This window comes from Nocardia sp. NPDC050175 (assembly GCF_044459885.1).
Taxonomy (GTDB): domain Bacteria; phylum Actinomycetota; class Actinomycetes; order Mycobacteriales; family Mycobacteriaceae; genus Nocardia.
The window spans coordinates 240,612-257,309 of record NZ_JBITJI010000007.1 but is presented as its reverse complement, the minus strand read 5'-3'; the positions used below and the strand labels follow the sequence as shown (position 1 = coordinate 257,309).

Sequence of the window (16,698 nt, the reverse complement as noted above, 5' to 3'; positions counted from 1 at the left end):
TCTTGCCCGTTTCTGCGCGAAATGTGGCATTGGTACCTACTTTGACGCCCCGCCGCCGGAATGTTTGTTGCCGAAATGCCCGATCATTGTTATTGGGCACACCACCGCCACACGGCAGGACTCAGGAGAGATGGACGTGCACTCGAGTCGGCACCCGGACAGCGCCACGATGTTGTTGTCGCGCTTACATTTTCCGGCGGCGAACATCGGTTATGGAATTCGGGCCGGTATCTGGCTGCCGGGCTGTCGGGTCTTCTGCCGCGACTGCCTCGCCGAAAACGCCTGGGTATTCGACGAATCCACGCGCTGCGGCGTCGAGGCGATCCTCGGCTGGCTGGGCGAGTTACCGGCCGACCGGCTCGACGGTGTCACCATCTACGGCGGCGAGCCGACCGACCATCCCGCCGCACTGCGCGCCCTGCTCGACGGCCTCTGCGAATGGCGCGCGAGCCTGACTCGCCCAGCCGACATCCTGCTCTACTCGGGGCGTTCGGCCGCCGCGCTGGACGCGCAGCTCCCTTGGCTGCGCCTCGCGGTGGACGCGCTGATCACCGAGCATGTCGTAGCGGCGGACGGGCGCGATCTCGCGCTGCGCGGTGTGGCCAATCAGGAGGTTGTCGCGGGCTCCGTTCTCGGCACTCAGCGTTACGCCGCAGCGGAATTCGGCAGTGAGCTCATATCGTGCGATAGCTGCGCGCGACCAAGGCCGATCGCAGATACCACAGCCCGGACGGTTGGGACGGGTCGAAGCCGGTGAGCTGACCGATGCGCTTGAGCCGGTAGTCCACGGTGTTGGTGTGCACGTGCAGGACTCGCGCGGTGCGCTGACGGTTGAGGTTGTTGGCGATGTGCCGCTGCAGGGTCTCCAGGAGCTCGGGGTGCTCGTCGAGCGGATCGAGCAACTGGCCGAGAAACTCGCGGCCGGGTCCGGGCCTGGTGAGCTGGTATTCGAGGGCGAGTTCGTCGAAGCGATACAACCCGGCCACCGCCTCCAGTCGCTGCACCATGTCGAGCAACTCGTGCGCCTGGTCGGCGGCATTGGGGATCTGTTCGGGGGCGGCCTCGACCATGGTCGCGGTGATGCCGACCTGCGCGGCATGCGACAGCTGGGCCACCATGGCGTCGTAACCCGCGTTGTCGAAGGCGGCCGCCGGGATCAGGACGGTACCGCCGTCGACGCTGAGCAGCGACAGCGCGCTCTCGCCGCAGCGGGTGGCGAGTTCGGCCTGCACCCGTCTGAGCTTGCGGCGCGCGACGACCTGACTGTCCAGCATCGGATTGTGCTCTTCCCGATGCGGCGGAATCGCCACGGCCAGCACGGCATACGAGGTCGCGATGGCGATGCCGCACTCGCGGGCCATGGTGGAGGTGCTGTGCCCGCCGAGCAGCGCCGAGGTGAGCGTGTGCACGGCGGTGTGGTGCTCGCTGACCACCGAGCGCAGTTCCCTGATGTAGGCGACCGAGACGGCCGAACTGATCATGTCCAGCATCTCCAGCACCATCTTGGCGCCGTCGACCAGGCTGTCGTAGTCCTTGATGGACGCGTCCGACACCACCAGATCCAGCCCCATCTTGAAGCCTTCGTGGATGGAGTGATGAATGGTGTCGATCGGCACGCCCTCGCGGGCCCAGCTCGACGCGGCGTCCTGCAGGCGCTGCAACTTGCCTGGAATGTCCTGCCCGTCGAGCATGCTGACCGCGAATTCGAGGCAGACCCTGGTGATGGTGGTGACGTCGCCGGTGATCGCGTCCGCGGGCAACGTGCCGCACGGGATGACGTTTTCGACGAAGTGCCCGACCATCTGGCGCGATAGCGCGCGAACGTCCTTGAGCGGGGACGACATCGGCTTGCCCGCCAGTGTCAGGCTTTGCCGTGCAGAGTTGTCGATCGACATTGACGACTTCCTTCCGCCCCCGGAGATAGCTGTACAGCGCATTCACACTAATCGCTCGATACCTCTTGCGGATCGATTCGCCAGGTTCTATAGCGGGCATCAGAGACTGGTCGGTTGGTGGTTGTGTTGCGTCACAGCGGGTTATGCGGCCTCGCGCATTCGCGCTCGCAAGCGCTCTGTGCCGCTGAATGCGGTACCGCCGGTTCTGTCAGTTGACGTGAGCACACCCTGCGCTGGCGGTAGGATCGCTCGCGCCGGGCTTGTCCCAGGAACCATGGGCTTGCCGGGCACGTGCCGTGCCGGAGAGGGTGTGCTGTACCCATCTGCCGCGCACGCACGCCAGGGAAGGCAGAGATGACGCGATAGGGGGCTAGGACACATGAGACCGGCTCTGAGATGTCTTGTCTGGGAACTGGACAACACATTGTGGGACGGCGCGGTGAGCGACCGGACCAGCGGTGCGCTACGGCCCGCCGCGGTGCGCACGCTACGGCTGCTCAGCGAGCGCGGCATCTGGCACGCCGTGGCCAGTCGCGGCGACCGCGAGTGGACCATGGACAAGCTGTACCGGCACGGCGTCTACGAGATGTTCTCCGCCCTCGAAATCGGCTGGGGCCCGAAGTCTTCGGCGATCAGCCGGATCGGCACCACGCTGGGCCTGACGCTGGACACCATCGGCTTCATCGATGACGAACCGGTCGAACGCGGCGAGGTGTTGCGCGCGTTGCCCAAGGTCCGCTGCTATGCCGCGCGCAATGTCGACGTGCTGCCCGCGTTGCCCGACTTCTGCCCGGTCGTGCGGACCGGGCCCAATCCGACTCCGCCGGTCGGGTTTGCCAGGGTGCCCGCGCGGTAGCACTTTTCGACCTATTGCGGCAGCACCGCGAGGTCGAGTTCGCGCAGGCGGGCCGGATCGGCGATCACCTCGTAGCCCGCGACTCGATCGTCGCGCACCGTAACCGTAAGGGCGAGTAGGAGCTTGCCGCGTGGCGCGACGAGGATGCCGACCGCGCCGTTCACCAGCGCCAATGCCGCCACTTGCGAACGACGTTGGAGCAGTACGGTTTCCTTCGCCACCGACTGAGCGCCGCGTATCACCGCCGACATTCCGGAGGGCAGCGCAGCCGGGTCGGCGACCCGGATCACGTCGGGGGCGAGCACGGCCAGTAGGGCATCGAGGTCGCCGCCACGAGCTGCCGTCAGGAAGGCCTCGACTACCTGCCGTTGTGCGGCGAGTTCGGTTGCCGTCGACGTTGTTCCACCCTGCGTGCGCTGTCGTGCGCGACTGGCGAGCTTCTTCGTAGTGGCCGTGGTTCGCCCGACGATCGGCGCGATCTGATCGAACGGCACCGCGAACAGGTCGTGCAGCACGAACGCCACCCGCTCGTCGGGGCCGAGTGTATCCAGCACTACCAGCAGCGCCCGGCCGACCGAATCGATCAGCACCGCTTCGTGTTCCGGGTCGCTGTCGTAGGCGGAGTCGCGGAGTTCAGTCAGTAGATCGATGGGCTCCTCGCGCCGCGTCGCCCGAGTCCGCAGCATGTCCAGGCAGATCCGCGACACCACCGTGGTCAACCAGCCGGCCAGGTTCTCGACCTCGTCGGTGTCGTGCCGGGCCAGCCGCAGCCAGGCCTCCTGCACGGCGTCGTCCGCCTCGGTCAGCGACCCGAGCATCCGATACGCGACCGCCCGCAAATGGCCGCGATGCGTCTCGAATCGCTGCGCCAGCATGTCCTGGGCCCGCATCGGTCACCTTTCCGTTCCGTCATCCGTCACACAGTCGACGGATACCACGGCGCCGGTCGACCGGGGTGCCCGCTCACGATCGCAGACCGGCCGAACAACCAATCAGGAGGGTGTTACCCATGTCCACCGCTTACGTCATCGTCACCATCGCCGCCGCGGTCGCAGCACTGATCGCGTCGGGAGTCGATGTCTTCCGTGCTGAGTGGGTGCGCGACAACACGCGGAACTATGGCATCCCGGACTGGACGCTGTACCCGCTGGCCGTCATCAAGGCCGCCGGAGCCCTCGGCCTACTGGTCGGCTTGGCCATTCCGCCACTGGGCCTGGCTGCCGCGATCTGCCTGGTCCTCTACTTCATCGGCGCGATCATCACCATCATCCGAGCGCGCGGCTACCGCGATCTCGGCTATCCCATGCCTTATCTGGGACTGGCCGCCGCATCGCTGGCCTTGTTCGTCGCGTCCTGACCCGCTACCCGTTCTGGATGAACCGGGCCGCCTGCTCGCCGATGAAGACGGCGGGTGCGTGGGTGTGGCCGCGGATGAGCAGTGGCATCACCGAGGCATCGGCCACTCGAAGACCTTGTACGCCACGGACTTCCAGCTTCGGCGTGACGACGCTGGCCACGTCGGTGCCCATCCGGCAGGTGCCCACCGGGTGATACAGCGTGTGTGAGTAGCCGTTCAGGGCGAGTTCGAGGGTGGCTTCCATTTGGGACGGTGCCTGCGGCGGGTAGATGATCGGGCCGAGTACGGCTTTCATGGCCGGGGCGGCGGCGATATCGGTGCAGGTGCGCAGGCCCGACATCAGCGCGGCGCGGTCCATCCCCGCGCTGTCGGACAGGTAGCGCGGGTCGATCAGCGGCTTGGCGGCCGGATCCGCGGAGGCCAGCGTGATCCGGCCGCGGCTGTGCGGGCGCAGCAGCACGGTCGCCAGGATGACGCCGTGCTCGGTCGGATCGACCAGGGCCTCGTAGTAGAACGGGGCCGGGGCGAAGATCATTTCGAGGTCGGGCAGGTCCAGATCCGGCCTGCTGCGGACGAATCCGTAGGCCTCGCCGACGTTGGAGGTGAGCATGCCGCGATGCCGGATCAGGTAGTCGAGCAGTTGGCGCGGCTTCTCGGCGGCGAAAAGCGAATCGCCTGCCACGCCGTAGCCGACGCCCGTGACGAGATGATCCTGCAGGTTCGCGCCCACCTCGGGCACGTGCCGCAGGGCCCGAATACCCTGACGCGCCAACTCGTCTCGGTCACCGATACCTGAAAGCATCAGCAACTGCGGGCTGTTGATCGCGCCACCGCACAGCACCACCTCGCGGCGCGCGGTGACCGTGTGCGGGCCGCCGCCCTGGTGGTATTCGACGCCGACCGCCTGGGTCCCCTCGAACAACACCCGTGTGGCCAGCGCCTCGCTGCGGATCGTCAGGTTCGGTCGATTCAGTGCGGGTCGCAGGTATCCGTCCGCGGTGCTCCAGCGCCGGCCGCCGTGCTGGGTGACCATGGTTTCGCTGAAGCCGTCCGGCTCCGGCCGATTCGGCGGTTCGACCTGGAAACCGGCCTCCCGTACCGCGGTCAGGTACGCGGCGGTCAGTGCGCGCGGACTGCGTTGGCGCGAGATGTGCAAAGGCCCGTTGGCGCCCTCGTCCGGATACTGTGCGTCCTCGACACTTTCGATCCGCCGGAACTGTTCGACGGCGGCCGCGAAACCCCACTCCTGGCCGGCCAGCAGCGCCCACTCGTCGTAGTCGGCGCGGAAACCACGCACCCACATCATCGCGTTCATCGAGGACGAGCCGCCGAACATCTTGCCGCGCGGCCAATAGATCTGCCGGTTCTTCAGCTCCGGCTGCGGCTCGGTCAGGTAGTCCCAATCCACTTCGGTGCGAAAGAGTTTCGCGAAACCGGCGGGGATATGCGCGAATTTGTTCTTGTCCGCGGGCCCGGCCTCGAGCAGCACCACCGAGGTATTCGGATCGGCACTGAGTCGATTGGCCAGCACCGCGCCCGCGGATCCGGCGCCGACGATCACGTAGTCCGCGGTAAGGCCACCTGGTTGCACTGTCCCACTCCGATCTATAACGCCTACGGCAAAGATACGAGGCTTGGGCGGACCGGGGTTCGATTTCGGCGCAACCGGACACAAGTCATCGACTGTGGTGGGTATGGCGTCCTTTACTGATCTTGCTCGGGGCCGATAGGGTGGTGAGGGGCGTGATGGCGGTCACAAAACGAACGATCGGTCGTATTAGTTGTTAGCCTCGGTTGAGACCATGCGGTTCCCTTTGATCGAGAGGCTGTGATGGATATGTACGACGAGGAGCGCGAGCGCAAGATCGCGATAATCGGGCAGTTCTTCGAACTCGCCTCGGTGAAAGATTTCGAGGGTTTCCTGGCGCTGTGCACTGACGACGTCCGAATGTCGATTCCGTTCCAGCTGCCCGGATTTCCGAATCAGGGCGAGGGCAAGGACGAGATTCGCCGAATGACCGCGGATGTCGACCGGTACGACAGGTACACCATCTCCGTCGTCAAGGTCGAGCCGATGCTCAACCCCGACAGCTTTCTGGTCGAGACGAAGGGCGACATGGTCGTTCATTCGACCGGCAGGCCCTATCGCAACGACTACCTCAACATCATCCGCTTCCGGGACGGCAAAATTGCCGAGTGGGTCACCTATCAGGATCCGGTGCGTCAGATGGTCGCGTTCGGATTCACCGAACTTCCGGTACCCGCAGAGTCCTGATCGCCGGTCTCGGCATACGCCATCCGGAAGCGCGACGGCGAAGTGCCGTAGCGGTCGACGAAGGCTTGCCGCAGGGTTTCGGCCGAGCCGAAGCCGCAGCGGGTGGCGATATCCGCGATCGGTAGCCGGGTGCCCGCAAGAAGATGGGCCGCCGCTTCGGTTCGGCATCGGCGGACGAATCGGCCCGGGGTATGGCCGAGTTCGCTGACGAACAATCGAGTGAGATGTCGTTCGCTGACGCCGATTTCGGCCGCCAGGATGCTCGCGGACAGGTCCTGGTCGAGATGGCTGTTGACATAGGTGAGCGCGCGGCCGACCAAGTCGTGGTCGCCGACGACGACTTCGCGCGGTTGCACCCGTCAAGCGTACGTCGAATGACCGGCTGCCCAAGGTTTCGGACATGGCCGGGCGACGGGGTTGTCCGGTCTCGCTAGTTCAGGATGAGCAGCGCGGATTTCTCGATGCGGTCGGCGATCTCCGAATAGGACGCGTAGCCCATGCCCGCCCGCACGAGGGCGCCCGCGTACAGCAACTCCAGCGATTCGACGACATCCGGATCCGGATCCGCGCCGAGCGCTCGGATGAGCCGCTTGCGGATCTCGGCGCCGATGCGGCCGCGCAGGTGCACCACGTCGGGGTCGCGGCCGAGCAGCGCGCTGGTCACCGCGCCGGACAGTTCCTGTTCGTCGGCGACGAGCATCGCGATGTTCCGCAATTCGGCGACCACCCGGACGGTGGGGTCCGCGTCCGCGCTGACCGGTGACGGCGCGGAAATCAAACGCCGCCAGAAGATCTCGGCGACCAGGTGCTCCTTCGAGGAGAAATAGGTGTACGCGGTCGCCGCGCCGACTCCCGCCGCGGCGGCGACCATCCGAATGGTCAGCCCCGCGAAGCCTTCGCGGGCAAGCACTTCCACCGCCGACTTGGTGAGCTTGTCGACGGTGTCGGCTTGCTTCCCGGACAGCCTGCGGCGGGTCGCCTCGAGAATGACGGAATCGGGTTCGGACATGTGTCTGGATACTACTACCGGTGACTGTTCAGTTCTTCGCGGCGGCGATGCCCGCTCGCCGGCCGTAGAAACTGCCGTCGCCCAGGGAAGCTCCGCTCACGTACCCGCCCGCGCACAGTCCGGAGGTGCAGCGCCCGGCGGCGAACAGGCCGGGGATCGGCTCGCCGGAGACGTGCAGCACCCGGGAATCCAGGTCGGTGCGCAGCCCGCCGAGCGTGAAACCCGCGGTGAATCCGCGCATGTCGAACGCGGCGAGCGAACCTTGTAGCGGCCGAACCCATTCCGGCTTCTTGCCGAGCAGCGGGTCCTTGCCGTCGGCGGCGTGCAGGTTGTAGCAGTCGACGGTGGCCTGCAGTGCCAGTGTGGGCAGCCCCATGTCGCGCTCGAGTTCGGCCACCGTCTCGGCGGCCCAGGTGGGCGGCTGCCGGAAGAACGGAGTGGAGGTCTCGGTGGCGAGTCCGGCCTCGTAGGACGCCTCGTCGATGACGAGGAAGGCCTGGTTCTCCTGTTGGATGAGCGTGGCCTGGCCGATGCGGCCCGGGTAGGTGTCCTCGGCGATGAACCGCTGGCCGCGCCCGTTGACCAGGATGCCGCGCGCCATCAGTTGCGGGTCGCCGAAGAACGCCACCTCGGTCGCGTCCATGTGCGCCAGTTCCGCGCCGAGGGCTTGCGCGACCCGGATGCCGATGCCGTCGTGCTCCTCGATCGCGGCGGCGGGCCTGCCGATCAGGCGCGGTGCATAGCCTTCGATCATCTGCTGGTGGTAGGCGAAACTACCGGTGGCCAAGACGATCCCGCGCTCGGCGCGGATTGCCACCTCCTTGCCGTAGCATTTGGCGATCACGCCGACGACGCGATCGTCGTCGTCCACCACCAGCCGGCCGAGCCGCAGGTCGTATTCGACTCGGACACCGAGGGATTCGGCGGTCTCGGCGAGCGGCTTCATCAACATGTAGCCGCCGCTCTTGCGGCCGATCTTCTTGTCCGCCATCTGCGGAACATGGCCGCGCGGTGCCGGTTTCGCGATGGTGTTGAACGGTGCGGCGTTCTCGCCGCCGGAGTACATCAACCCCTCGTCGTGCGGCGGTTCCCAGCCCGGCTCGCCCCAGAAGGCTTCGCGGAACGGCACACCGTTGGCGACGAGCCAGTTGTAGTGCTCGACGCTGCCGCGCGCGTAGTCGGTGATCTTGGCCTTGTCCACGCCGGGGCCGAGGGCGGCCAGCAGGAAGGTCTCCATGTTCTCCGGCGTGTCCTCGAAGCCGAGCGCCTGTTGCAGCGGTGTGCCGCCGCCGAGGTAGATGAAGCCACCGGCCATCGCGGCCGCGCCGCCCCAGCCGCCGGTGCGTTCCAGGATCAGCACGTCGGCGCCCGCCCTGGCCGCCTCGATCGCGGCGCATACCCCGGCGATGCCGTAACCGGCGACGACGACGTCGGCCCGGTGGTCCCACTCGGTGACGCTGCTCGCACGCAGCGGGCGAAGGGTGTTGGCATCAGACATGTTTCGGGTCCTTCACTCGGTGCGATCGGATTGTTGCTTGCGGGCGGCCTTCTTTTGCTGCGCCACAATGGTGCCCACCAGGAGGTCGAGTTTGGTGCCGTTCGGCCAACCTACGTAGTGGCAGAGGAACACCGCGATCTCGTGCAGTTGCTCCTCGGTGAGTTCCTCGTTGCGCAGTGCGGCGCCGATCTGGATGCCTGCGGTATCGATGGCGCCCTGTGCGGTGAGAGCACCTAGCAGGATGAGTCGCCGGTCTCGGATGGACAGTGCGGGACGGGACCAGATGTCGGCGAACAGGTGATCGGCGGTGACGGCGAAGTGGCTGCCGGGATAGTCCTGGAATTCCGTGCCGTACACCTCGGCCATCTTGGCCAGGCCGCGCTCGCGCACGGAATCGGCGGAACCGTTGTCAGTCATAATTGCCTTTCGGGGGCGCCGACGCCGAGACCGGGCCCGAGGTGTTCGAGCGCGAGTTCGGCGAGGGGGAGTGCGACGTCGAGCCGGGTGCCGAGGTCGAGGGCGAGGTTGAGGTCCTTCTCGCCGAGGTCGCGCACGTGCTGGAGGATCGGCAGCCAGAAGTCGCCTTCCTCGATCGGTGCGGTGCGGTCGCGCAGCATGATGGCGCCGGGGCCGCCGGTGACGGCGTCGGAGTGGCGAACGACCTTGCCGAGCAGGGTGATATCGAGTCCGGCGGCCTCGGCCAGTCGTTGCGCTTCGGTTGTCGCGGCGAAGGCGATGAAGTGAACAAGGTTGCGCGCCAGCTTCATTCGGGTGCCCGCGCCCACAGGTCCGGCGTGCACGATCAGGTCGGCGAAGCAGCCGAAGGGTGCCCGAATTCGCTCGAAGGCAGCGTCGCTGCCGCCGACCATGACCGCCAGAGTGCCTTTTGTGGCGCCCGGTCTGCCGCCGCTCACCGGTGCGTCCACGAGTTCGACACCGTGCGTTGTGCATTCGGCGGCCAGTTCCTCGGCGGTCCGGTCGCTGATCGTCGAATGCACCGCCACCACGGTTCCCGGTGCGGCACTGCGCAATACACCTTCGCGGCCGGTAATGACGTCGCGCACCTGGGCGTCGTTCACCACTGCCACCGAGATGACCGTGGCGTGTTCAGCGACCTCGGCTGGAGAGGGGGCGGCCTCGGCACCTTCCTCGGTGTAGGGCTTGCTGGCGTCGGGTCGTACATCACACACGGTCAGTCCACCCGGCCAGTCGAGCAGCCGCTTCGCCATCGGCGCGCCCATGGCACCGAGGCCGATGAAGCCGATTCTGGGTTCGTTCACGAGCGGAACACCTGTCCGCCATCGACATTGAATATCTGCCCGGTGACCCAGCTCGCCTCGTCGGATAGCAGGTACAGGCATGCGCCGACCAGGTCCGCCGGTGTGCCCATTCGCTTGAGCGGCAACCGATTCACCATGTCTTCGACGATCGCCGGAGGCGTCACGGCCTTGGTGGCGTCGGTGTCGATGGGACCCGGTGCGATGGCGTTGATTCGGATGTTCGAGCCGCCGAGCTCGAACGCCAGCTGCTGGGTCAGGCCGTTGATGCCGACCTTGGCCAGGCCGTAGAAGCTGGAGTAAGTCCAAGCGGCGGTGGACGATTGGTTGACGATCGAGCCGCCCGCCTTGCGCATGTGCGGCCAGACGGCGCGGGTCATGTTCAGCGCGCCGTCCATGTTCACGCTCATGAACTTTTTGTAGTAGTCCCACGGCACGGTGAGCAGCAGGTTGAGCTTCATCTCGCCGTAGATGGCGGCGTTGTTGACCAGGTGGTCGATGCCGCCGAACTCGGCGACCGTCAATGCGGCCAGCGCCGCGGCGGATTCGGGATCGGCCACGTCGACCTGACCGAACAGTGCGGTGCCGCCGTCGGCGGTGATCTTCTCCACCGTGGCCTGGCCGCCCTCGGCATTCTTGTCGGCGACAACGACTTTCGCGCCCTCGGCGGCCAGCGCGGCGGCGTACGCGGCACCGATGCCCTGGGCGGCACCGGTGACGATGACGGATCTTCCCGCGAAACGGGCCATGACGATGTGCTCCTCTTATCCGGCGGTCGCGATGAGCTTGGTTTCCAGGTATTCCTCGAACCCGGCGCGGCCCATCTCCCGGCCGATGCCGGACTGCTTGTAGCCGCCGAAGGGCGCGTCGGCGGAGTACCAGACGCCGCCGTTGACGCTTAGCGTCCCGGTCCGTACGCCGTTGGTGACGTGGCGGATTCGCTCGGGGTCGGTGCCCCAGACCGAGCCGGACAGGCCGTAGGGGGAGTCGTTGGCGAGGCGGATGGCGTCGTCGTCGCCGTCGTAGGGGATAACTACCAGCACGGGGCCGAAGATTTCCTCGCGGGCGACGGTCGCGGTGTTGGGCACGTCGGCGATCAGTGTCGGCTCAATGAAGAAGCCGCGCTCCAGGTTCTTCGGCCGACCGCCGCCGACCACGATGCGGCCACCCTCCGATCGCGCTATCTCGAGATAACGCTCGACGCGGGCGCGCTGCCGTTCGGAGATGAGTGGCCCGCACACGGTCCGCGAGCTGGCCGGATCACCCGGCTTGATCCCTGCGATGGTCGCGGCAGCGGCCTGCACCGCCTCGTCGTAGGCCGCACGGGGGACGAGCAGCCTGGTGGTGATCGCGCAGCCCTGTCCGGCGTGCACGCAGACCGAAAACGCCGCCACCGCACAGGCTCCCGCGATATTCGCGTCGTCGAGCACGATGAACGCCGACTTGCCACCCAGTTCCAGGAACGCCTTCTTGAGTGTCGTTGCGGCGCCACGCATCACCGCGCGCCCGGTCTGCGTCGAACCGGTGAAGCTGATCAGGTCGACCAGGGGATGCTCGGTGAGTTGGGCGCCGAGCCCGTGGTCGGCGGAGGTCACGATATTCAGCACACCGGCAGGGATGTCGGTCTCCTCGGCGACGATCGCGCCGACGGCCGCCGCACACCAGGGCGTATCGGGAGCGGGCTTGAGCACCACGGTATTTCCGGCGGCGAGCGCGGGACCGAGCTTGGCGAAGGTGATCTGGTGCGGGAAGTTCCACGGGGTGATCGCACCGACCACACCGACGGGCTCGCGGCGCAACACCCGGCGGGTCTTGATGCCCATCGGCTCCGCGACACCGAGATCGGTTTCCCAGCTGTAGGTTTCGGCGAGCGAGGCAGAGTAGGCGAGGTCGGCTATCGGACCCTCCAGCTGCGGACCTCGGGTGAACATGGCGGGCGCGCCCGCCTCGGCGATGGTGAGCGCGCGCAGGTCCTCGAGGTGGGATTGCAGTGCGGTGCGCAGTTGTTCGAGGCAGTGCGCGCGGAAGGCGTGGTCGCGGGACCAGTCGGTGTCATCGAATGCGGTGCGGGCGGCGGTGATTGCCGCGTCCATGTCCGCGGCGTTCGCGTTCGCGGCGTGCCCGAGCAGCTCCTCGGTCGCCGGATTCAGGGTGGCGAAGACGCCGTCCCCACCCTCGACCAGCTTGCCGCCGATCAGCAGTCGCGCACCGTCGGCGGGCAGCAGGCTGGTCATGCGGTTCTCCGATGCTGTCTGGACACGTGTACGGAATATAGTCACGGGCGGCGATTTCGCGCAAGAACAGGTTCTAACTCTGTCATTCTGAGCTAAGCGCCGCACGGCCGCGGTGGATTCTCCGCGGTTCCCGGGCGGGTCGACCGGATCGTGCGCAATGGTGTTGGTAAGCCAGTGGAAACGTTGTCGGAGGTAGGTGCCGGTGGTACTGTCCAGACACATGTCCAGCTATCTGTCGCCGCCCGGTTCGATGCGGGTTTTCGCTCGGGGGAACTTGTTCTCAAATGCGGGGTGGGTGTGGTGACGGCCGCGTTGGAACCCTTGACGTTCGATCCGTACGACTACCGATTCCATGCGGACCCGTATCCGACGTATCACCGGCTGCGCACCGAGGCGCCGCTGTACTACAACGCCGAGCTGGATTTCTGGGCGCTGTCCCGGCACGCCGACGTGACCAACGGATTCCGCGACAGCGCAAGGCTGTCCAGCGCCAACGGTGTTTCCCTCGATCCGGCCGCCTGGGGCCCGCATGCGCATCGAGTGATGTCGTTCCTCGCCATGGACGATCCGCGGCACCTGCGCATGCGCAGGCTGGTGTACAAGGGGTTCACGCCGAAGCGAGTCGCCGAAATGCAGGGCCGCATCAAGGAATTGACGCTGTCCTACCTCGAACCTGCGCTTGCCGCCAGATCGTTCGACTGGATCGACGAGGTCGCGGGCAAGCTGCCGATGGACGTCATCTCCGAGCTGATGGGCGTGCCCGCGCGCGACCGCGTCGAAATCCGCAGGCTCGCCGACCTTGTCGTGCATCGGGACGACGGGGTGCTCGACATTCCACAGGCGTCCATCGAGGCGTCGATCAAGCTGCTCACCTACTACACCGAGATGGTGGCCGAGCGCAGGCGCACGCCGAGCGCCGACCTCACCTCGGCGCTGTTGGATGCCGAAGTCGACGGCGACACACTGTCGGACGAGGAGATCATCGGCTTCCTGTTCCTGATGGTGGTCGCGGGCAACGAGACCACCACGAAGCTGCTGGGCAACGCGCTGTACTGGGGCGCACGGAATCCGGGGGAGTACGCCAAGGTCGCGGCGGAGCCCGCGCACGTGTCGGACTGGGTGGAGGAGACGCTGCGCTACGACACCTCCAGCCAGGTGATCGCGCGCTCCGCCACCACGGAGCTCGACTACTACGGCGGCACTATCCCCGCCGGTGCCAAAGTGCTGCTGCTGATCGGCTCGGCCAACCGCGATCCCGCCGTGTTCGACGACGGCGACACCTACCGCATCGATCGGGCCGACAAGGCCGGGCTGGCGAGTTTCGGTGCGGGCGTGCACTACTGCCTCGGCGCGCACCTGGCGCGGCTGGAGGCGGCGGTCGCGCTGCGCGAATTCGCCTGCCGGGTGCGGAGTTACGACGTGGTCGAGGCGGGCATCGTGCGGGTGCACTCCTCGAATGTGCGCGGCTTCGCCAAGCTGCCGATTGTTGTGGAGGCGAGATAGTGCCGCGTTTCGAACCCCACCCGGCCCGCCGTCCGGTCCTGGTCGCCGGAGCGTCGTCGGGTATCGGCGCCGCCACCGCAGTCGCCCTGGCCGAACTCGGGTATCCGGTCGCGCTCGGTGCGCGCCGGGTCGACCAGTGTGTGGAACTGGCGGACAAGATTCGCGCCAACGGCGGCGAAGCCTTCGCGCAGCGGTTGGACGTCACCGAGGCCGCGTCGATCGATGAATTCGTGACTGCGGCCGAAAATGCGTTGGGTCCAATCGAGATTCTGGTCTCCAGCGCCGGAGACATCGAGTTCTCGCCGGTGCACGAGATGGAACCGGAGCGCTTTCTGAGCCAGGTTCAGGTGCATCTGGTCGGTGCGCATCGGCTGGTGCACCGGGTACTGCCCGGCATGCTCGATCGGCAGCGCGGTGACGTCGTGCTGATCAGCTCCGACTGTGCCCCGGAGCCGCGGCCACGTACCGGTGCCTACAGCGCGGCCAAGGCCGGGTTGGAGGCCATGGCCCTGCAAATGCGAATGGAATTGGAAGGCAGCGGGATTCGAGCCTCATTGGTCCGACCTGGGCCAACTCTGACCGGGATGGGCATGAACTCCACCCCGGAGGTCATCGGGCCGCTGCTGGAGTCATGGAAGGACTGGGGCTTCGCCCGGCATCCGAACATGCTGCGCCCGTCCGATCTCGCCGCCGCCGTGGTCGCGGTGGTGGCCACGCCGCGCGGCGCGCATCTCGTGCTCGTCGAAGTCCAGCCGGAAGCCCAGGTGCGCCACAAGTGAGAATCATCGCCGATCTGGACCTGTGTCAGGGGCACGCCGTGTGTCAGGACGAGGCGCCGAACGCATTCCGAGTGCCCAAGCGCGGCCAGGTGGAAATCCTGGTGGACGCGCCCGACCCGGCCGATCGGGCCGACATCGAACGGGCCATCCACTACTGCCCGACGCAAGCACTGTCGATCGCTCCAACGGAAGGTGCCCGGTGATGACAGGTTTCCCGCGTGACGAGCTGGACGAGATGGTCCGGCGGTGGCTGATCGAGAACCAGCGCTGCGAGGAGAAGGGCGACTGGACGCCCCTGGCGGAGATGTACACCGAGGACGCCACCTACGGCTGGAACTATGGCCCGGCGCAACAATTCATGGCCGTCGGCCGTGACGAGATCCGGGACCTCGCCCTCGGCCAGGAGATGCAGGGACTCGACGGCTGGACCTACCCGTACCAGGAATTCGTCATCGACGACCGCAACGGCACCGTCATCGGCTTCTGGAAACAGGTGTCGGAGGTGAAACGCCCCGACGGGCGGCACTATTCACCCGAGGGCATCGGCGGCAGTTGGTTCCGCTACGGCGGCGACTTCCAATGGTCCTGGCAGCGTGACTTTTTCGACTTCGGCAACGTCTCGCACATGTTCATGGAGATGATCACCGGCAAAGTACTGCCCGCCGGCATGCAGCAGCGCATCGAACGCTCGGTCGCCGGACCACTGCCGGGGTGGTACCCGATCGGTGAATCACCGGCCTCACTGTGGTGAATGCCATGCCGGGGAGCAACTTCGAGCAGCTGTCGCGGGCACAGCTCGCCACGCTGCTGCCCGAACTGCTGCTGTGCGGGCATCTGATCGACCGGTCCGGTATGGCACACACCATCGCGGCGCTCGGTCGGCCCGGGATGACCGCCGTCGCCATCGAGGAGTGGCAGCTCGCCAGTCCGGTCTACACCCGGCGCATGCAACGGGCGTTCGGGTTCACCGGCGACGATGTGGTCACCATCTTCAAGGGCTTGCAGCTGGATATCGGCGCCCCACCGCAATTCATGGATTTCCGGTTCCGCGTCGACGACCGGGACCACGGGGAGTTCTGGCTCGACCACTGTGGCGCGCTACTCGATGTGGAGCCGATGGGGGACGAATTCGTGGTCGCGATGTGCCACGACATCGAGGATCCGACGTTCGACGCCACCGCGCTGGCCACCAATCCGCACGCGCAGGTCCGGCCGATCCATCGCCCGCCGCGGCGTCCGGCGGACCGGAAACCGATGTGCGCGTGGACCGTCACCATCGACGCGTCGCACGTCCCGCCGCCGGTGCCGGCGAACGCCGACCAGATGACGACTACTGCGGCCGCACGGTTGACGCTCGCCGACATCGATCCAGCGGATAAGGGTCAGTCCGACTACTCGGGCCCGCTGCTGAGTGATCTTCGCTTCGCGGACTTCTCGAAGTCGGCGCTGGTGCGGATGGCGGATGAGGTGTGCCTGCAACATCATCTGCTGACGCTCGGGTTTCTGATCGCGTTGCGTTCCAGGCTCGATCCAACCGCGGCGATCGAGTTGGGCCGCAAGCAATTCGCGGGCATCGCCGGGCTCACCGCGGAACGACTGCGCAAGGCGCTGAAGCTCGGCGATGACATGGCCGGGATGGCCACGGTGCTGCGCCTGCATCCGGCGTGGAACCCGTTGGCGTACACGAGCATCAGTGTCATCAGCACCGATGACACCCTCCAACTGGCGATTCCATGCAACACCGGTGGCGAGTCGGACGGTTCCTGGCCCGCGATGGTCGATGCCGATCACCTCGCGCCCATCAACGCGATGGCCCGCGCGGTGAACCCTCGATTCGTCGCGCAGACAGTCGATTCCACCGACCGCGCGCTGACGATCGAGATCGTGCGCGCGGATCAGCCCTTCCGCGAGTCGACCGAGGTCGCGCTGACCCGATTCAGTACCGGGGCCGCCTTCGCCTTCACCGACCGTGGCATCCCGCTGCCGCTGACGGTGGTGTGAGTATCGAGAGAGTG

19 protein-coding genes are annotated in these 16,698 nt (G+C 66.6%); 9 read left to right on the top strand and 10 right to left on the bottom strand.

What is annotated here, in order from left to right; genetic code table 11:
- Positions 1 to 130: 130 nt before the first annotated feature.
- The gene (locus ACIBK2_RS25210; protein ID WP_396970375.1) at positions 131 to 757 is read left to right on the top strand and encodes a 4Fe-4S cluster-binding domain-containing protein; all 627 of its coding nucleotides are present in this window, start codon (positions 131 to 133) and stop codon (positions 755 to 757) included.
- On the opposite strand, the gene ACIBK2_RS25205 is transcribed toward ACIBK2_RS25210, so the two are convergent.
- Complete coding sequence (locus ACIBK2_RS25205; RefSeq protein ID WP_396970374.1) at positions 675 to 1,895, bottom strand: PucR family transcriptional regulator; 1,221 nt, start codon at positions 1,893 to 1,895, stop codon at positions 675 to 677. The genes ACIBK2_RS25210 and ACIBK2_RS25205 overlap by 83 nt on opposite strands.
- A gap of 379 nt (positions 1,896 to 2,274) precedes the next feature.
- Here ACIBK2_RS25205 and ACIBK2_RS25200 point away from each other — a divergent pair, with 379 nt between their 5' ends.
- Positions 2,275 to 2,751 carry an HAD-IIIC family phosphatase gene (locus ACIBK2_RS25200; RefSeq protein WP_396970372.1) on the top strand — a complete coding sequence of 159 codons (477 nt, stop codon included), beginning with the start codon at positions 2,275 to 2,277 and terminating at the stop codon, positions 2,749 to 2,751.
- 11 nt (positions 2,752 to 2,762) lie between these two features.
- Here the strand turns inward: ACIBK2_RS25200 and ACIBK2_RS25195 are convergent, their stop codons facing one another.
- Complete coding sequence (locus ACIBK2_RS25195) at positions 2,763 to 3,641, bottom strand: sigma-70 family RNA polymerase sigma factor (protein ID WP_396970371.1); 879 nt, start codon at positions 3,639 to 3,641, stop codon at positions 2,763 to 2,765.
- A 119-nt stretch (positions 3,642 to 3,760) separates the two neighbouring features.
- Between ACIBK2_RS25195 and ACIBK2_RS25190 the strand changes: the two genes are divergently transcribed.
- Positions 3,761 to 4,108 carry a DoxX family protein gene (locus ACIBK2_RS25190; protein WP_396970369.1) on the top strand — a complete coding sequence of 116 codons (348 nt, stop codon included), beginning with the start codon at positions 3,761 to 3,763 and terminating at the stop codon, positions 4,106 to 4,108.
- Positions 4,109 to 4,112: 4 nt separating this feature from the next.
- Here ACIBK2_RS25190 and ACIBK2_RS25185 read toward each other — a convergent pair whose 3' ends face one another.
- Positions 4,113 to 5,699 (bottom strand): GMC family oxidoreductase, encoded by a 1,587-nt coding sequence (locus ACIBK2_RS25185; RefSeq protein WP_396970367.1) that lies wholly within the window; start codon positions 5,697 to 5,699, stop codon positions 4,113 to 4,115.
- Between the two features lie 240 nt (positions 5,700 to 5,939).
- Here ACIBK2_RS25185 and ACIBK2_RS25180 point away from each other — a divergent pair, with 240 nt between their 5' ends.
- Complete coding sequence (locus tag ACIBK2_RS25180; protein WP_396970811.1) at positions 5,940 to 6,383, top strand: nuclear transport factor 2 family protein; 444 nt, start codon at positions 5,940 to 5,942, stop codon at positions 6,381 to 6,383.
- Here ACIBK2_RS25180 and ACIBK2_RS25175 read toward each other — a convergent pair.
- The 7 genes from ACIBK2_RS25175 to ACIBK2_RS25145 all read right to left on the bottom strand — a co-directional run bounded on the left by ACIBK2_RS25175 (position 6,332) and on the right by ACIBK2_RS25145 (position 12,401).
- Entirely contained in the window at positions 6,332 to 6,739 is a 408-nt protein-coding gene (locus ACIBK2_RS25175) for a helix-turn-helix domain-containing protein (protein ID WP_396970365.1), read from the bottom strand. The genes ACIBK2_RS25180 and ACIBK2_RS25175 overlap by 52 nt on opposite strands.
- 74 nt (positions 6,740 to 6,813) lie before the next feature.
- Entirely contained in the window at positions 6,814 to 7,392 is a 579-nt protein-coding gene (locus ACIBK2_RS25170) for a TetR/AcrR family transcriptional regulator (RefSeq protein ID WP_396970363.1), read from the bottom strand.
- 28 nt (positions 7,393 to 7,420) lie between these two features.
- On the bottom strand, positions 7,421 to 8,890 hold the full coding sequence (locus ACIBK2_RS25165) for an FAD-dependent oxidoreductase (protein WP_396970361.1): 1,470 nt from the start codon (positions 8,888 to 8,890) through the stop codon (positions 7,421 to 7,423).
- Between the two features lie 12 nt (positions 8,891 to 8,902).
- A complete protein-coding gene (locus ACIBK2_RS25160; RefSeq protein ID WP_396970359.1) occupies positions 8,903 to 9,307 on the bottom strand; it encodes a carboxymuconolactone decarboxylase family protein in 405 nt (134 codons plus the stop codon).
- Entirely contained in the window at positions 9,304 to 10,170 is an 867-nt protein-coding gene (locus tag ACIBK2_RS25155) for an NAD(P)-dependent oxidoreductase (protein ID WP_396970358.1), read from the bottom strand. Before ACIBK2_RS25155 ends, ACIBK2_RS25160 begins: the two co-directional genes overlap by 4 nt.
- Positions 10,167 to 10,916, bottom strand: a complete 750-nt coding sequence (locus tag ACIBK2_RS25150) for an SDR family oxidoreductase (protein ID WP_379288568.1) — start codon at positions 10,914 to 10,916, stop codon at positions 10,167 to 10,169. The genes ACIBK2_RS25155 and ACIBK2_RS25150 overlap by 4 nt, the downstream gene beginning before the upstream one ends.
- Before the next feature lie 15 nt (positions 10,917 to 10,931).
- The gene (locus ACIBK2_RS25145; RefSeq protein WP_396970356.1) at positions 10,932 to 12,401 is read right to left on the bottom strand and encodes an aldehyde dehydrogenase; all 1,470 of its coding nucleotides are present in this window, start codon (positions 12,399 to 12,401) and stop codon (positions 10,932 to 10,934) included.
- 297 nt (positions 12,402 to 12,698) lie between these two features.
- On the opposite strand from ACIBK2_RS25145, the gene ACIBK2_RS25140 reads away from it, so the two are divergent.
- From ACIBK2_RS25140 to ACIBK2_RS25120, 5 genes are read left to right on the top strand one after another with little or no spacing between them, the layout of a single operon-like run.
- Positions 12,699 to 13,904: a cytochrome P450 gene (locus ACIBK2_RS25140; RefSeq protein WP_396970809.1), complete on the top strand. Its 1,206-nt coding sequence runs from the start codon at positions 12,699 to 12,701 to the stop codon at positions 13,902 to 13,904.
- Positions 13,904 to 14,683, top strand: coding sequence for an SDR family oxidoreductase (locus ACIBK2_RS25135; protein WP_396970354.1), 780 nt, complete (start codon positions 13,904 to 13,906; stop codon positions 14,681 to 14,683). Before ACIBK2_RS25140 ends, ACIBK2_RS25135 begins: the two co-directional genes overlap by 1 nt.
- On the top strand, positions 14,680 to 14,886 hold the full coding sequence (locus tag ACIBK2_RS25130) for a ferredoxin (protein ID WP_396970352.1): 207 nt from the start codon (positions 14,680 to 14,682) through the stop codon (positions 14,884 to 14,886). The genes ACIBK2_RS25135 and ACIBK2_RS25130 overlap by 4 nt, the downstream gene beginning before the upstream one ends.
- The gene (locus tag ACIBK2_RS25125) at positions 14,886 to 15,434 is read left to right on the top strand and encodes a nuclear transport factor 2 family protein (RefSeq protein ID WP_396970351.1); all 549 of its coding nucleotides are present in this window, start codon (positions 14,886 to 14,888) and stop codon (positions 15,432 to 15,434) included. Before ACIBK2_RS25130 ends, ACIBK2_RS25125 begins: the two co-directional genes overlap by 1 nt.
- A 5-nt stretch (positions 15,435 to 15,439) precedes the next feature.
- Complete coding sequence (locus tag ACIBK2_RS25120; protein WP_396970349.1) at positions 15,440 to 16,684, top strand: hypothetical protein; 1,245 nt, start codon at positions 15,440 to 15,442, stop codon at positions 16,682 to 16,684.
- Positions 16,685 to 16,698 lie beyond the last annotated feature (14 nt).

Coding starts and splice junctions, on each gene's coding strand:
- ACIBK2_RS25200 (WP_396970372.1), top strand. CDS start 2,275: ATGAGACCGGCTCTGAGATGTCTTGTCTGGGAACTGGACAACACATTG.
- ACIBK2_RS25210 (WP_396970375.1), top strand. CDS start 131: ATGGACGTGCACTCGAGTCGGCACCCGGACAGCGCCACGATGTTGTTG.
- ACIBK2_RS25190 (WP_396970369.1), top strand. CDS start 3,761: ATGTCCACCGCTTACGTCATCGTCACCATCGCCGCCGCGGTCGCAGCA.
- ACIBK2_RS25160 (WP_396970359.1), bottom strand. CDS start 9,307: ATGACTGACAACGGTTCCGCCGATTCCGTGCGCGAGCGCGGCCTGGCC.
- ACIBK2_RS25150 (WP_379288568.1), bottom strand. CDS start 10,916: ATGGCCCGTTTCGCGGGAAGATCCGTCATCGTCACCGGTGCCGCCCAG.
- ACIBK2_RS25205 (WP_396970374.1), bottom strand. CDS start 1,895: ATGTCGATCGACAACTCTGCACGGCAAAGCCTGACACTGGCGGGCAAG.
- ACIBK2_RS25125 (WP_396970351.1), top strand. CDS start 14,886: ATGACAGGTTTCCCGCGTGACGAGCTGGACGAGATGGTCCGGCGGTGG.
- ACIBK2_RS25120 (WP_396970349.1), top strand. CDS start 15,440: ATGCCGGGGAGCAACTTCGAGCAGCTGTCGCGGGCACAGCTCGCCACG.
- ACIBK2_RS25180 (WP_396970811.1), top strand. CDS start 5,940: ATGGATATGTACGACGAGGAGCGCGAGCGCAAGATCGCGATAATCGGG.
- ACIBK2_RS25145 (WP_396970356.1), bottom strand. CDS start 12,401: ATGACCAGCCTGCTGCCCGCCGACGGTGCGCGACTGCTGATCGGCGGC.
- ACIBK2_RS25195 (WP_396970371.1), bottom strand. CDS start 3,641: ATGCGGGCCCAGGACATGCTGGCGCAGCGATTCGAGACGCATCGCGGC.
- ACIBK2_RS25170 (WP_396970363.1), bottom strand. CDS start 7,392: ATGTCCGAACCCGATTCCGTCATTCTCGAGGCGACCCGCCGCAGGCTG.
- ACIBK2_RS25165 (WP_396970361.1), bottom strand. CDS start 8,890: ATGTCTGATGCCAACACCCTTCGCCCGCTGCGTGCGAGCAGCGTCACC.